Below are 13,589 nucleotides of genomic sequence, written 5' to 3'. Positions count from 1 at the left end.
CGCGATGAGGAGACCCCCTTGCTGCGTGTTGCTTCTGTGCCTGGCTCACATGTGTATGTACGACACCTGGCCGACCCCTCCGGCCGGGATACCGTCGTCCGGCTGACGGACCCGGTGCCCGCCGACGGAAGGACGGTGCCGGGTGGGTGGTGGCCGCCGCTGATGCTGGAGCCCGGCTGGGTCAGCGCCAACCACGACCGGTTCGACGTCTTCCACGTCCATTTCGGGTTCGACGCCGTGGGTGCCGACGTGTTGACTGCCGTACTGCAGGAACTGAAGTCGCATCACAAGCCGCTGGTTTACACGGTGCACGATCTGCGTAACCCGCACCACCAGGATCCCGATCAGCACACCCTGCAGCAGGATGTGCTGATCGGTGCCGCGGACGCGCTGATCACCCTGACGCCCGGCGCGGCGCGCGAGATCGGCCGCCGCTGGGACAAGGACGCCCTCGTGCTGCCGCACCCGCACGTGCTGGACCGCGGCTTCATCGAGTCCCCACGCCGCCGCCCGGACCGATTCACCGTGGGGGTCCACGTGAAGAGCCGGCGCGCCAACATGGATCCACTTCCGGTGCTCGAAGTCCTGGCCGAGACGATGACGACACTGCCGGACGCAATGCTGCGCATCAACATCCACGATGAGGTCTTCGATCCGGGCAACCACTGGTATGCGCCGGAATTCGGGACCGCGGTGCTCGACCTCGGACGCCGGCACCGGGTCGAGGTCCGCGTGCACCCGTACTTCTCCGACGCCGAACTGTGGGACTACCTGGCCGGTCTTTCGGTGTCGGTGCTGCCATACCGCTTCGGAACCCATTCCGGTTGGCTGGAAGCATGTTTCGACCTCGGCACCGCGGTGATCGCACCCAGCTGCGGCTACTACGCCCAACAACGGCCGTGCCGGGTGTTCACCTTCACCGACGACGAGTTCGACACGGGGTCGCTGCAGCGTGCCGTGCGGTCGGCCTATGGTCAATGGTGCAGGGGCGAAGCGTCTCCCAGGGCGACATGGGCTGAGCGGGCCGCCGAGCGGGTGATGCTGGCCGGTGCGCACCGAGCGCTCTACGAACGGGTGCTGCGATGAGCCGGCCGCTGCGCATCGCATTGATCGCCTCGTGCCGGTTCCCGATCAGCCAGCCCTTCGCCGGTGGGTTGGAAGCCCACGTGTGGCACCTGGGCAGAGCGCTGGCCGAGCACGGACACGAGGTGGCGCTGTTCGCCGCGCCCGGCTCCGATGCCGGCTTCGGGAGCTCCTGCCTGCAGGTACAGGAATTGGAGCTGACCGATGCCGCGGTGGCGGACGTGTCCATGCCCGCCGAGTCGTTCATGGCCGATCATCACGCCTATCTGAAACTGATGTTGGACTTGGCTGCCGACCGCGGTGACCGCTTCGACGTGATCCACAACCACAGCCTGCATTACCTGCCGGTGGCGATGGCGCCGACGGTATCGACGCCGATGCTCACCACCTTGCACACACCCCCGACGCCCTGGTTGGAATCCGCCATCCGGGCCACCGGAGGGCGCGGTACCGGATTCGCCGCGGTCTCCGAGCACACCGCTGCCGCCTGGGCCGGCGTGGGCGTCCCGTTCACGGTGGTGCCCAACGGGATCGACACGCGCCGTTGGCCGTTGGGGCGCGGTGGCGAGGATTTGGTGTGGTTCGGGCGGATCACCGCGGAGAAGGCGCCGCACCTGGCGATCGAGGCGGCACACCGTGCCGGTCGTGCGCTCACGCTGGCCGGTCCGATCTCCGACGCCTCCTACTTCGCTGCGTCCATCGCACCGCGCCTGGGCGACCGGATCCGCTACGCCGGCCATCTCACCCAGCAAGGTCTGGCCGAACTCATCGGGACCGCTGCGGTCGCGTTGGTCACCCCGGCCTGGGACGAACCCTACGGACTCGTCGTCGCCGAGGCGATGTGCTGCGGCACACCGGTTGTCGCCTTCGACCGCGGCGGCATCCCCGAACTGGTCACCGCGCAATCAGGGGTATTGGTACCGCCCGGTGACGTTGCGGCCATGGTCGCCGCGATACCGCGGGCGGCCCGACTGCCGCGACAACAGGTGCACGAGCAGGCGGTGCGCCGATGCTCGGCCGCAGCGATGTTGCAGGGCTACCTGTCCCTTTACCGACACATGATCTCCACCGGGGGCGATGACACCGATGATCGGCTACTACATTCACCATCACGGCTACGGCCATCTCGCGCGGGCCGTCAGCATCACCTCGCATCTGCGCCGACCCGTGACGGCACTGACCTCGGCGACCATCCCGTCCCGGCATCCGTTCTCGGCCGTCATCAAGCTTCCGCGTGACGACGCCGCCAATCAGGTGCACGAGCCGACCGCCCATGGAGCGCTGCACTGGGCGCCCCATCACGACCCCGGATACAGCGCACGGATGCAGGTCCTGGCGCAGTGGGTGGCCGACGCCCACCCCGAGGTATGCGTGGTCGACGTATCCGTCGAAGTGGCGCTGTTCCTGCGGTTGCTGGGTGTCCCCACCGTGGTGGTGGCGCTCCCGGGCGAGCGGACCGACCCGCCGCACGACCTCGTGCACCGTTCCGCAGACCACATCCTGGCCGCCTGGCCCGAACGGTTGAACGCGCCGGCCTGGTTGCGATCCCACGCGCACAAGACCAGCTACGTGGGGGGGATCAGCCGCTTCGAGCATCGATCGCGACCAGCCCGGCCCCCGGGTGGCGGAGACCTGAGGCTGCTACTACTCGGCGGCGCCGCAGATGCGTTCGGCGCCCACCTCGAACAGCCCGGTGTCACCTGTACCGCGCTGGGCGGGGCGTCGGGGCGATGGACCGACGACCCGTGGCCGTACCTCTGCGACGCCGACGTGGTGATCAGCCACGCCGGCCAGAACAGCGTCGCGGACATCGCCGCGGCGCGACGGCCCGCGATCGTCATCGCCCAACCCCGACCGTTCGACGAACAGCACATGACCGCAGCGGTGTTGGATCGCCACCGGCTCGCCGTCACCGCCACCACGTGGCCGCCCGAGCAGGACTGGCCCGCGCTGTTGCGTCGTGCCCGCCACGGCGATCCAGACCGGTGGCTGCACTGGCAGGTGCCCGGAGCGGCGGACCGGGCGGCAGCCGCGATCACGGCGACCGCGGCCCGGTGCAGGGTACCGGCGGTCCGGCGATGAAGACCGCGGTGATCACGATCGCGCACGGCCGACATCGTCACCTGCGCAACCAGATCGGTGGCCTACGGCGCAGTGCGCGGCCTGCCGACGCGCACATCGTGGTCGCTCTCGGTGACAGCGGCGTGGCCACGGTGCTGCACCGGGAACGGCACACCGCGGAGCTCGTCGACTTCCCGGCGACGGTGCCACTGCCGTTGGCGGCCGCCCGCAACGCCGGCGCGCAACGAGCGATCGCCGACCGGGCGGAGCTGTTGGTGTTCCTCGACGTGGACTGTGTCCCGTCGACGCGCCTGATCGAGCGCTACCACCGGGCAGCGCAACAGACCCGGCACCGCGACGCGCTGCTGTGCGGCCCGGTCACCTATCTGCCGCCGCCGGGACCTTCGGGATACGACCTCGCCACCCTCGACGACCAGGTCCGGCCGCACCCCGCCCGGCCAGCGCCACCGGGGGAAGCCATCGTCGCCGGCACCGATTACGCACTGTTCTGGTCGCTGTCGTTCGCAGTCCGCCGCGAGGTCTGGGACCGGATCGGCGGGTTCTGCGAGGAGTACCAGGGCTACGGGGGTGAGGACACCGACTTCGCACGCTGCGCCGAGGCGAACGCGGTTCCGATGCGGTGGGTGGGCGGCGCGCACGCCTTTCACCAGCATCACCCCGTCGAGAACCCACCGGTGCGCCACCTCGCCGACATCGTGCGCAACGCCCATGTCTTCCACCGCCGCTGGGGTGCGTGGCCGATGGGCGGCTGGCTGGAGGGTTTCGCCGAACAGGGTCTGATCACCCGGGACGCCAACGGCGCACCCCGTTGTCTGATCGATTCCCATTAGGGTGGCCGGAAGGCCCCGATCATCTGGAGACATGCATGCGGCCGAGTCCCGCCGAGCACGACGCCGCCGAACGGTCTGCGTTCATGGTCGCGACACTCTGGGCAGGTGTGAACCGGGCTCTGCTCGATGAACTGACACCCGGGCGTTGACAGCCCCATGACTGCAGTCTGGGTCAAGTCTCATCAGGCAGATATGACCAGCTGGTGAGTCCTGTCTACGTTAAAGCTGAGTAACTCTTCAAATAATCGCACCGCCGCGGGCGGATCTCTGGCACAGTGGGCCCGACGAACTCCAGGGAGATGCCGATGCCTGTCAGTCGCGCGGAGCGACGCGTGAGACTGCTGCACGCCGCGCAGCGCGCCGTGACGAAACACGGTGCAGGCGTGCAACTCAACCAGGTGGCCGCCGAGGCCGGGCTGACCTCCGGAGCGGTGCTCTATCACTTCCCCGACGTGCAGACCTTGCTGGTGGAGGCCAACCGCGCCGGGATGGAGCGGTTCTACGACGACCGCCTGCGCGCCATCGACGGTATCGCTGAACCGGACCGGCGCCTGGTGGTCACCATCGAATCGGGGTTGCCCGTCGATTCGGAGGACCCGGCCGTGAAACTGCTGTGCGAGCTCGGCGGGGCCGCGGGCCGATACCCGACCTATGGCGTGCTGCTGACCGCGCTCTTCGACCGGCAGGTGGCGATGTATCAGGTGATCCTGGAAGTCGGTGCCGCACAGCGGATTTTCCGCTTGTCTTCGCCCTCGGTGACCATCGCCCGAAACATCGTGGCGCTCGAGGATGCCTATGGCTACCGCATGGTGGCCCGGCACCCCAGCCTCGACGCCGACGCCTCGATCGAGCAGATCCTCGACTATGCACGGGTGGCCACCGGCCATTCCCTGCCCCGCAGTGAAAAAGGCGAAAGGACGCACCGTTGACTGCAGCAGACACACCGCTGACCATCATGTTCTGGCCGGAGTCCGCCTACGGGCCCACCAACCAGTGCATAGGTGTCGCGGCGAAACTGCGGGAGCGGGGCCACCGGATCGTCTTCGCGGCCGAATCATCGTGGGCCGGCAGAATCGCGCGGTACGGATTCATCGAAGAACTGGTCGATCTGGCCGAACCGTCGCAAGACGGCGGCGAGGCCGACGCCGGACATTTCTGGACCGACTTCATCACCGAAACCGCGCCCGAGTTCGCCAAGCCGACGATCGAACAGCTGGCGACGTTCATCGCACCGACCTTCCAGGCACTCATCGACGGTGCGAAGTACTGTGAGCCCCGCCTGCGCGAGATCATTGCCACACATCAGCCCGATGTGCTGGTCGAAGACAATGTCGTGCTGTTCCCGGCGTTGGCCACCGCGGGAAAGCCGTTCGTACGCTTCATCTCCTGCAGCCCACTGGAAGTCCCCGGGCCCGATATCCCACCGCCGTTCTCCGGACTGCCCAGCGACGACCGCTCCCAATGGGGGGCCTACACCGCGGAGTTCGACCGGGTGTTGCGACCGATGTGGAAGGAGTTCGACGCTTGGGTGCGTGAGCAGGGTGCGGAGCCGCTTCCCGATCTGGAGTTCATGCCGCGCGACAACGCCGCCACCATCTACATCTACCCGGCCGAGGCCGACTACACCGATCTGCGTCCGCTCGACGACTCCTGGATCCGGGTGGACTCCAGCATCCGGGAGACCGACGACGAATACCAGCTTCCCGCGGCCGTGGCCGATCGTCCCGACGGCAGCGCGCTGGTCTACCTGTCACTGGGTTCGCTGGGTGCCGCCGACGTCACGTTGATGCAGCGGCTGATCGACGTGCTGGCGCGCACCCCACACCGCTTCATCGTGAGCAAGGGCCCGCAGGCCGACAAGATCGTGTTGGCCGACAACATGGTCGGCGCGCAGATGTTGCCGCAGACCCGGATCATGCCGTTGGTCGACGCGGTGATCTCGCACGGCGGCAACAACACCACCACCGAGGCACTGCACTTCGGCAAGCCACTGATCGTGCTGCCGCTGTTCTGGGATCAGTACGAGAACGCCCAGCGCATCGATGAACTCGAACTCGGTGCGCGACTGGACACATATCACTTCGACGACGACGACCTGATCCGCGCGCTCGACCGTCTCCTGAGCGATGAACCCCTCCGTGAGCGAGTAGCCCGGATCGGCGCCGACATTCGCCGGCGTGACGGCCTGCGGCTGGCCGCCGACACCATCGAGCGGGTGGGCCGCGCCCATCGCGCCGGCTCCGGCTGATCCGTGCCGTCCGATCCGTCTGACCTCGTCGCGGCCGATCTGCTCTGCCTGGGAGACCGGCATGCCCTGGTGATCGCCGATGACGGAGGAACATTGTCGGCGGTGCCGGCGGTGGCCGAGGGGCAGCGGTGGCGGCGCGCGATCGCCGGCGACGGCGCGGCCGAGGCCCTGGTTCAGCTGTTGCGCCGATCGCCCGGCCGCACGTCACGCGGACGGTTCCGGATCATGTCGTGGACAACCGATGCGGTTGCGGAAGGGGAGCGTCCCATCACCGTGGACCAGACGAACGAATCGGTCATCGTCGGAGATGCTGCGGTGGTGAAGTGGGCGACCCACCTGGAGCCCGGGCCACATCCGGCGCCCGGCCGATTGGCGTGTCTGGCTGCTGCCGGCTTCACTGCGATGCCCACGCCATGGGGGGTGGTCACCTGGGCGCCGGAGGATGGCGCCGAGACCGACCCAGAGACAGGCGCGCAGACACTGGTCGCCGCCGTCACCGGCTACCTCCCCGGCGCCGTCGACGGCTGGACCTGGGCTGTGGAACTGTTCACCGCCGCGGCCCGCTCCGGTGATCGCAGCGCTGTGGTGCGCACCTGCACCGCGCTGGGAGAGATGGTCGGTGATCTGCACTCGTCATTGGCCGCTACGGTGACCACCTCCACCCGAGCCGACGCGGAACGCTGGCGCGACAACGCCTTTGCCACCTTGGCGGCGGCACGTCAACTGGCCGGAGCCGCCAGTGCGGAATTGCTGGAACAGCGCGCCGAGGCGGTGGCGGCGGCCTTGGAGCAGCTGGCAGATCTGGTGGATGTCCCGATTCTGAACGCGCACGGCGATCTACACGTGGGCCAGGTGTTGCGGGCCGGTGAGGCGCTCTTCGTCACCGATTTCGACGGAAACCCGGTGCTCACCCCGGGCGAACGGATGCGACCGGTGCCCGCAGCAGTGGACCTGGCCGGGATCCTGCAGTCGCTGGCCCATGTCGCGATCGTCGCGGCCAAGCATGCTGATCTGGCAGCGCAGCGTCTGGAGCCGGTCGCGGCGGCCGCCCGCGGCGCCCTCTACGAGGGCTACTTGCGCGAGCTGTCCGCATCCGGCCGCGCCGACTTACACCTCGACCGTGCCCTGACGCCGCTGCGGCTGCAACAGGTGCTTCGCGAGATCGTCTACGCCGCACGTCATCTGCCGCGCTGGATGTATGTGCCCGACGCGGCGCTGCCCGCCGTACTGCAAGACCTGCCCCAGCCGCAGAGATGAGCCGATGAACCCCGACGCCTTCGCCGCCGACCTCACCCGCAAGCCGGAGGTGCTTGCTCGACTGGCCGACATTCTGGCACAACACAATCCATGGTCGGACGTGGTGACACCGGCAGTGTCGCGGGTCGTGTTCATCGGCATGGGATCGTCGGCCTACGCCGCCGGCGTGGCCGCCGCGCGGTTGCGCAGCAGGGGCATCTGCGCGGTCTCGGAGATCGCGTCCTCGCAATTGCTACCCGTCTGGGGTCCGGGCACACTGGTGGTCGCGACCTCGGCCACCGGCGGCTCGGTCGAGACCCTGGACGCGTTGGACCGGATGGATCCCACGGCCACGACGGTGGCATTGACCAACACGCCGGGTTCGGCCATCACGGCACGGTGCAGCGCCACCGTGGAACTCTCGGCCGAGCCTGAGCGCGGCGGGGTGGCCTGCCGCAGCTTTGCGCACACCCTGGCCCTGCTCTTGGCGCTGGAGTGCCGGCTGACCGACACTGCCACCGATGATCTGGTCGCTGCGATCGACGCCGCCGCACGAGCCGGTGAGCATCTGCTGTCCACCGAGAAAGACTGGCTGCCCGAGGTTTCCGATCATCTGCTGGGGCCGGTCGAGACGCATCTGTGCGCACCCGCGCACCGGCTGTCGTCGGCCCAGCAAGGCGCGCTGATGCTCCGCGAAGGCCCCCGGCGGTCGGCCATCGGTTGCGAGACCGGCGACTGGAGCCATGTCGACGTCTACCGCACCAAGAACACCGATCTGCGGATGCTGGTGTTCGCCGGATCGACCTGGGAGGCCCAGATGGCGGAGTGGACCGGACCGCGCGGGACCCGGGTCGTCGGCGTGGGCGCGCAGGTACCCACCGCGGCGGTCACGTTGCGCTATCCCGGAGACGACGTCGACGAGGTTCGGTTGCTCATCGAGACGTTGGTGCCCGAGCTGATCGCCGCGCGGGACTGGCAGGCCGCGGCCGAGACGACGCCGCAACCCGGCGGTAACACAGGACCGCTACAGTAGCGCGACGCACAGCGGTCTCAGGGAAGGGCGACTGCGGGTGGCCGACAATTCCCGGACGGTGGTGTTCGCCCTCTACGACAAGGTCACGTTGCAGGACGTGGCCGCGCCGTTGGAGATCTTCGCCCGCGCCAACGATTTCGGCGCCCGCTACTCGGTGCTGCTGACCTCTCCGTCGGGCTCGGCGGTGGGCACGACGGCCTATGCGCGGCTGAACGTGGACCTACCGGTGGCCGACGTCCCGGAGTCGATCGACACCCTGCTCGTTCCCGGTGGAGTACCAGCGGGGTTCATGTTCACCCCGGGGCTGCACGATATCCCGGAGGAGCCGACTCCGGACATGGTGCCGGATGCCCTGATGATGGTCCGTGAACTGGCACCCCGCGCGCGCCGGGTCGCCTCGGTGTGCACCGGCGCGTTCGTGCTCGCCGCGCTCGGCCTGCTCGACAACCGCCGGGCCACGACGCACTGGGCGCACTGCCAGACATTGGCCCGCAACTACCCCAGGGTGATCGTCGACCCGGATTCGCTGTTCGTCCAGGACGGCGCCTATATCACCGGCGCGGGCATCAGTGCCGGCATCGACCTCGCGCTGGCGCTCGTGGAGAGTGACTACGGGCCGGCGGTCGCGCGTCGGGTCGCGCGCTGGATGGTGGTCTTCCTGCAGCGGCCCGGTGGGCAGGCGCAGTTCAGCGTCTGGGCCGAGGCGGCGCTGCCGGCGTCAGGTGGGCTGCGCGCCGTGCTGGACTCGGTCATCGCCGACCCCGGCGCGGACCATTCCACCGCCGCCATGGCCGACCGCGCGGCGCTCAGCGAGCGGCATCTGGTCCGGATGTTCCGGGAGCAAGTCGGAATGACCCCGGCGCGGTTCGTCGAACAGGCGCGACTGGAGGCGGCGAAGGTTCTGCTCGCGACGGGGGACCAGAGCCAGGACGCCGTTGCCCGTCGCGCCGGCTTCGGCACACCGGACACCATGCGACGGACCTTCCGCCGCAATCTCGGCATCTCGCCGAGCACATACCGGAGTCGGTTCCGCACCACCGGGATCGGTGGACAGGACTACGCGGGCGTGCGTCGCGTCACGAGGTGATCGCGGACCCGGGCGCCGGACCGCAGACCACTGCGCCGCGCGGCGGAGTGGAACGACTCACCGGCAAGGACGAGCGCGACCGCGTTCTCCAGTCGCACCTCGTCGACGTATTCACGTAGCGTCACGCCGACCTGCGCTTTGAACAATCGGGCGAGGTGACGCGGACTGACCCCGAGTTGCCTTGCCACAGTGTCGAGTTCGTAATGACCCGCCGGGTCGACGACGATGGAGGCCATCAGCCGCTCCAGGCTCGGGTGTTTCGGCCGCGGTGTGCGAGCGGCCGCCGAGATCTGAGGATGACCTTCCATACGCCGACCGAGGATCAGCATCTCCTTGGAAATAGCTTGGGCGACAGAACTTCCGAAGTCCTCGGCCACCAGGGCCAGTGCGAGGTCGATACCTGCCGTGCCACCCGCGGACGTCCAGATGTGGCCATCGCGGGTGTACACCGAGTCACGTTCGACAGTTGTCGAAGGGTATTGACGGCCGAACGCATCCTGGTGACGCCAGTGCGTGGTCGCTCGCCGTCCCGCAAGTACACCTGCAGCCGCCAGCGCGAAGGCTCCCGCGCAGACCGCGGCCACCCGATTCGCCTGCTGTGCCAGCGTTCCGGTCACCCGCCTCAGTTGGTCCGGAACCCCGTCAGTGACCAGGGATTCACTGCCCGGTAGCAGCAGCGTGTCGATCGCAGCCGTGCGCGCCGACGCCGGCGATGCATCGACGGTCAAACCCGTTGAGCACGCAATCCTGTCGGACCCGGATGCGGAGTACAGGCCGACGGAATAGGCACATCCCTGCTCACCTGCCACGTCGAACACCTCGAGCGGTCCGGTGAGATCGAGCGTACGAACGCCGTCGAACACCAGGACCGCGATGTGCCGCGGCCGGGTGCCGGACGGGATGCTCATCGCGAAAGCGTCACCGGTCCCCGGTGGTCGCGTGCGCCGATGTCCGGATCTGCCGCCTTCATGTCCGGGACGGTCGGATTGTCCTGATTCGACCGAAACATGTCCGTGCCGGTCATCAGCCGAAAAGCCCGGGTTACGCCGCCGAAACAACCGGGGCTCAACGTTGTTCGCAACCCGACCGATCAAGAAGGTGGATATCGATGGATTCGCGGTCTGCGCTGACGTTGAGCATAGGTGTGCTCGGCGGGGTGGCGGTGGCGTTCACCGCCACCGTGATCACCGTACCGATCTGGGTGGTGTTCCTGGCCTGGGCATCGTTCTTCTTCGTCGGAGGCGGACCCGCCGGCTGGATCCGCTCGGTGTGTTCCAACCTGGTGGGTGTGGCGATCGCATGCGCGAGCCTGTACGCGGCGCATCTACTGGGCGGCACCCTGACCGCCACGGCCATCGCGGTCGGTGTGGGCAGTGCGCTGATGGTGCAGGCGTCGTGGATCGGGTTGTTGTCCACCACGCCGGCGGTGGTGGTCGGGTTCGCCTCGACGGTGTCGACGGTCGCCGGGACCGGGCAGTTGGTGATCGCGACCAGCATCTCCCATCCCGGCCTGGTCGCGGCGTGCGCGTGCGTGCTTGGCGCGACGTTCGGGATCGCCTCCGAGTATCTGGCGAACCTGATGACTCGAACGGCGCCGGCCGAGCACTCAGACACCGAAGGAGCGACCGCATGAAGCTACAACACAACCTGGGCGGGCTGGAGGGCCTGCCGCAACCGCTGAACTTGGAGAAGAGAGTCTTCGTCGAGGAATGGGAGAAGCGGATCTTCGGCATCCACGTCGCGATGATGGGGCTGAGCAACCATCTGGGATCGGCGCTGCCCGAGTATCCGATCGCCGAGGTGCCCACCGCGTTCCGGGACGAGTGGACATGGGCGGACCTGCGCACCGGCGCCGAGGCGATGAATCCGTTCGATTACTTCAAGTTCCGCTACTACGAGAAATGGCTGGGCGGTATCACACAGTTCTTCATCGACAAGGGCTATGTGTCCGAGGAGGAGTTGATCGACGGGCTCGGCGCGCCCGTTGCGGCGCCGGACAGCAGCGCGGACGCCGCGATCGACGACCAGGTGATCGACTATCTGCGCCGCGGCGACAGCCCGCGCCGAGACGTCGCCCATCCGAGGTTCGCCGTCGGTCAGTCGGTGCGGATCAGTGATGTGCCGCCGGGGGCGCACACCCGGCTGCCCGGCTACCTACGCGCGCGGACCGGCACCGTCGAGCGCGTCTTCGAAGGCGATTACGGCTATTTCGTCGAGACCGGAGACGGAATCGGCGAGCCGATGCCGATTTACATCGTCGAGTTCACGCCCGGCGAGCTGTGGGGCGCACGGGCCGAACCAGGCGCGAACACCCTCTACGCCGAGCTGTTCGAGGCGTATCTGCAACCCGTCGAGGAGGACCAGTGACCGACCAGTTCGCCTATCCCGCCGACCGGGAGAATTCCAGTGCCGACTGGGTCGCCGCACTCGAACGGTTGTTGATCGAGAAGGGCGTCATCACCGGTCAGACCGTCGAAAAGGTGCTCTCATACTTCGAATCCGAGATGACCCCGCTGAACGGCAAGAAGATAGTCGTCAAGGCGTGGACCGATCCTGACTTCGCCGAACGCGTGGTAGTCGACACCCCGGGCGCCCTTGCCGAATTGGAGCTTCCGGAGGGAATGGCCGGCGCCGAGGGCGAACACCTGCAGGCCGTCGCCAATTCCCCGGGTGTGCACAACCTCGTCATCTGCACGCTGTGCTCGTGCTTCCCATGGCCGGTACTCGGACTGCCGCCGTACTGGTACAAGGACCCGGTCTTCCGCGCCCGTGCCGCGCGCGAGCCCAGAACCGTACTGGCCGAGGTCGGAGTCGCCTTGCCGGCGGACACCGAGATCAAGGTCTGGGACTCCAGTGGGCACTCACGGTGGTTCGTCATTCCCGAACGACCCTCGGGTACCGAGGATCTCACCGAGTTGGAGTTGATGGATCTGGTCACCACCGAATCCATGATGGGTGTCGCGCTCGCGGGGCAGCCGACATGAAACTGCACAGCACCTGCACCACAGACCAGGCCGCGCCGTCCTTCGACCACGAGTGGCAGCGCAGGGCCTTCGGGCTGGCGTTGGCGCTCTCGGAGTTCGGCCATTACCCGTGGAGTGAGTTCCAGCAGAGCCTGATCGAGACCATCGGAAGCTGGGAGGCCACCGCGGCGTCAGACCGGGGTGACTGGCAGTACTACGACCACTGGGTGGCCGCGCTGGAGAAGGTCGTGGCGCACCGCGAGATCCTGACCAGGCCGCTGGCCACCGATGATGACGACCACGCCGTCGCCGGCGACCACCACTGACCCTGAACTGAAAGGTAAGGCGATGCACATCGAGCCTGGGATTGTCGACGGCGCGAAAATCGTCCTCAGCTATGTCACCGCGGCGGGCGCCGGAGCCTATGCCCTGCACGTGGCGCGGAAACACCTCACCGAGCGCGGCGCGGGATCCCTGCTGCTGGGTAGCGCCGCGACTACGGTGCTGACGCTGGCGTTCTTCGAGGTCCTCCCACACTTCCCGGTGGGGGTGTCCGAAGTGCACCTCATCCTCGGGTCGACCCTGTTCCTGCTGTTCGGCGCCGCGCCGGCCGCTTTCGGCCTCGCCCTCGGGTTGCTCATCCAGGGGTTGGTCTTCGCACCGTTCGACCTTCCGCAGTACGGGATGAACGTGACCACGCTGCTGGTACCGCTGTTCGCGCTGCAGTACGTCGCCCACCGCGCCATTGCGCCCAAAACGCGCTACATCGACCTCAAATACCGTCAGGCGCTGGCGCTTTCGGCCACCTACCAGGCCGGCATCGTCTCGTGGGTGACGTTCTGGGCGCTGTACGGGCAGGGTTTCACCGCTGAGGCGGTGGGCGGTATCGCGACCTTCGGACTCGCCTATATGGCGGTCATCCTGGCCGAACCGCTGGCGGATCTCGGAGTTCTGGCCGCGGCGAAGACGCTACCCCGGTTCGGCGACTTGACCTGGCTGCAACCTCGGCTGTTCAGCCCCGCGTGAC

15 protein-coding genes are annotated in these 13,589 nt (G+C 67.9%); 14 read left to right on the top strand and 1 reads right to left on the bottom strand.

The genetic code is table 11. From position 1 onward, the window contains the following. Positions 1-36: 36 nt before the first annotated feature. The 9 genes from ACNUDN_RS27100 (at position 37) to ACNUDN_RS27060 (ending at position 9,599) form a co-directional block, all read left to right on the top strand. Complete coding sequence (locus ACNUDN_RS27100) at positions 37-1,086, top strand: glycosyltransferase family protein (protein WP_419124766.1); 1,050 nt, start codon at positions 37-39, stop codon at positions 1,084-1,086. Beyond that, positions 1,083-2,321, top strand: a complete 1,239-nt coding sequence (locus ACNUDN_RS27095; RefSeq protein ID WP_419124765.1) for a glycosyltransferase family 4 protein — start codon at positions 1,083-1,085, stop codon at positions 2,319-2,321. Before ACNUDN_RS27100 ends, ACNUDN_RS27095 begins: the two co-directional genes overlap by 4 nt. Beyond that, positions 2,275-3,165 carry a glycosyltransferase gene (locus ACNUDN_RS27090; RefSeq protein ID WP_419125335.1) on the top strand — a complete coding sequence of 297 codons (891 nt, stop codon included), beginning with the start codon at positions 2,275-2,277 and terminating at the stop codon, positions 3,163-3,165. Before ACNUDN_RS27095 ends, ACNUDN_RS27090 begins: the two co-directional genes overlap by 47 nt. Next, positions 3,162-3,995, top strand: coding sequence for a glycosyltransferase family 2 protein (locus ACNUDN_RS27085; RefSeq protein WP_419124764.1), 834 nt, complete (start codon positions 3,162-3,164; stop codon positions 3,993-3,995). Before ACNUDN_RS27090 ends, ACNUDN_RS27085 begins: the two co-directional genes overlap by 4 nt. Before the next feature lie 332 nt (positions 3,996-4,327). After that, entirely contained in the window at positions 4,328-4,924 is a 597-nt protein-coding gene (locus tag ACNUDN_RS27080; RefSeq protein ID WP_419124763.1) for a TetR/AcrR family transcriptional regulator, read from the top strand. Next, positions 4,921-6,243 (top strand): glycosyltransferase, encoded by a 1,323-nt coding sequence (locus ACNUDN_RS27075; protein WP_419124762.1) that lies wholly within the window; start codon positions 4,921-4,923, stop codon positions 6,241-6,243. Before ACNUDN_RS27080 ends, ACNUDN_RS27075 begins: the two co-directional genes overlap by 4 nt. Positions 6,244-6,246: 3 nt before the next feature. Then, entirely contained in the window at positions 6,247-7,500 is a 1,254-nt protein-coding gene (locus ACNUDN_RS27070; protein WP_419124761.1) for a glucosamine kinase, read from the top strand. 4 nt (positions 7,501-7,504) lie between these two features. Next, a complete protein-coding gene (locus ACNUDN_RS27065; RefSeq protein ID WP_419124760.1) occupies positions 7,505-8,512 on the top strand; it encodes an SIS domain-containing protein in 1,008 nt (335 codons plus the stop codon). Between the two features lie 37 nt (positions 8,513-8,549). Next, positions 8,550-9,599, top strand: a complete 1,050-nt coding sequence (locus ACNUDN_RS27060; RefSeq protein ID WP_419124759.1) for a GlxA family transcriptional regulator — start codon at positions 8,550-8,552, stop codon at positions 9,597-9,599. Here the strand turns inward: ACNUDN_RS27060 and ACNUDN_RS27055 are convergent. Beyond that, complete coding sequence (locus ACNUDN_RS27055) at positions 9,569-10,507, bottom strand: GlxA family transcriptional regulator (protein ID WP_419124758.1); 939 nt, start codon at positions 10,505-10,507, stop codon at positions 9,569-9,571. The genes ACNUDN_RS27060 and ACNUDN_RS27055 overlap by 31 nt on opposite strands. 200 nt (positions 10,508-10,707) lie before the next feature. Between ACNUDN_RS27055 and ACNUDN_RS27050 the strand changes: the two genes are divergently transcribed. Genes ACNUDN_RS27050 through ACNUDN_RS27030 form a run of 5 tightly spaced genes read left to right on the top strand, consistent with a single transcriptional unit; the run spans position 10,708 to position 13,588 of the window. Continuing rightward, entirely contained in the window at positions 10,708-11,232 is a 525-nt protein-coding gene (locus tag ACNUDN_RS27050) for a DUF1097 domain-containing protein (protein ID WP_419124757.1), read from the top strand. Beyond that, complete coding sequence (gene nthB / locus ACNUDN_RS27045) at positions 11,229-11,966, top strand: nitrile hydratase subunit beta (RefSeq protein ID WP_419124756.1); 738 nt, start codon at positions 11,229-11,231, stop codon at positions 11,964-11,966. Before ACNUDN_RS27050 ends, nthB begins: the two co-directional genes overlap by 4 nt. Further along, a complete protein-coding gene (nthA, locus tag ACNUDN_RS27040) occupies positions 11,963-12,583 on the top strand; it encodes a nitrile hydratase subunit alpha (RefSeq protein WP_419124755.1) in 621 nt (206 codons plus the stop codon). The genes nthB and nthA overlap by 4 nt, the downstream gene beginning before the upstream one ends. After that, entirely contained in the window at positions 12,580-12,888 is a 309-nt protein-coding gene (locus tag ACNUDN_RS27035) for a nitrile hydratase accessory protein (RefSeq protein WP_419124754.1), read from the top strand. Before nthA ends, ACNUDN_RS27035 begins: the two co-directional genes overlap by 4 nt. 22 nt (positions 12,889-12,910) lie before the next feature. Then, on the top strand, positions 12,911-13,588 hold the full coding sequence (locus ACNUDN_RS27030) for an energy-coupling factor ABC transporter permease (protein WP_419124753.1): 678 nt from the start codon (positions 12,911-12,913) through the stop codon (positions 13,586-13,588). Position 13,589 lies beyond the last annotated feature (1 nt).

The sequence above is a fragment of the Mycobacterium sp. smrl_JER01 genome (assembly GCF_048513595.2).
Lineage (GTDB): Bacteria > Actinomycetota > Actinomycetes > Mycobacteriales > Mycobacteriaceae > Mycobacterium.
The sequence above is the reverse complement of the archived record's forward strand: the minus strand, read 5'-3'. Positions and strand labels throughout refer to the sequence as shown.

Coding starts and splice junctions, on each gene's coding strand:
- ACNUDN_RS27030 (WP_419124753.1), top strand. CDS start 12,911: ATGCACATCGAGCCTGGGATTGTCGACGGCGCGAAAATCGTCCTCAGC.
- ACNUDN_RS27055 (WP_419124758.1), bottom strand. CDS start 10,507: ATGAGCATCCCGTCCGGCACCCGGCCGCGGCACATCGCGGTCCTGGTG.
- ACNUDN_RS27065 (WP_419124760.1), top strand. CDS start 7,505: ATGAACCCCGACGCCTTCGCCGCCGACCTCACCCGCAAGCCGGAGGTG.
- ACNUDN_RS27095 (WP_419124765.1), top strand. CDS start 1,083: ATGAGCCGGCCGCTGCGCATCGCATTGATCGCCTCGTGCCGGTTCCCG.
- ACNUDN_RS27085 (WP_419124764.1), top strand. CDS start 3,162: ATGAAGACCGCGGTGATCACGATCGCGCACGGCCGACATCGTCACCTG.
- ACNUDN_RS27035 (WP_419124754.1), top strand. CDS start 12,580: ATGAAACTGCACAGCACCTGCACCACAGACCAGGCCGCGCCGTCCTTC.
- ACNUDN_RS27050 (WP_419124757.1), top strand. CDS start 10,708: ATGGATTCGCGGTCTGCGCTGACGTTGAGCATAGGTGTGCTCGGCGGG.
- nthB (WP_419124756.1), top strand. CDS start 11,229: ATGAAGCTACAACACAACCTGGGCGGGCTGGAGGGCCTGCCGCAACCG.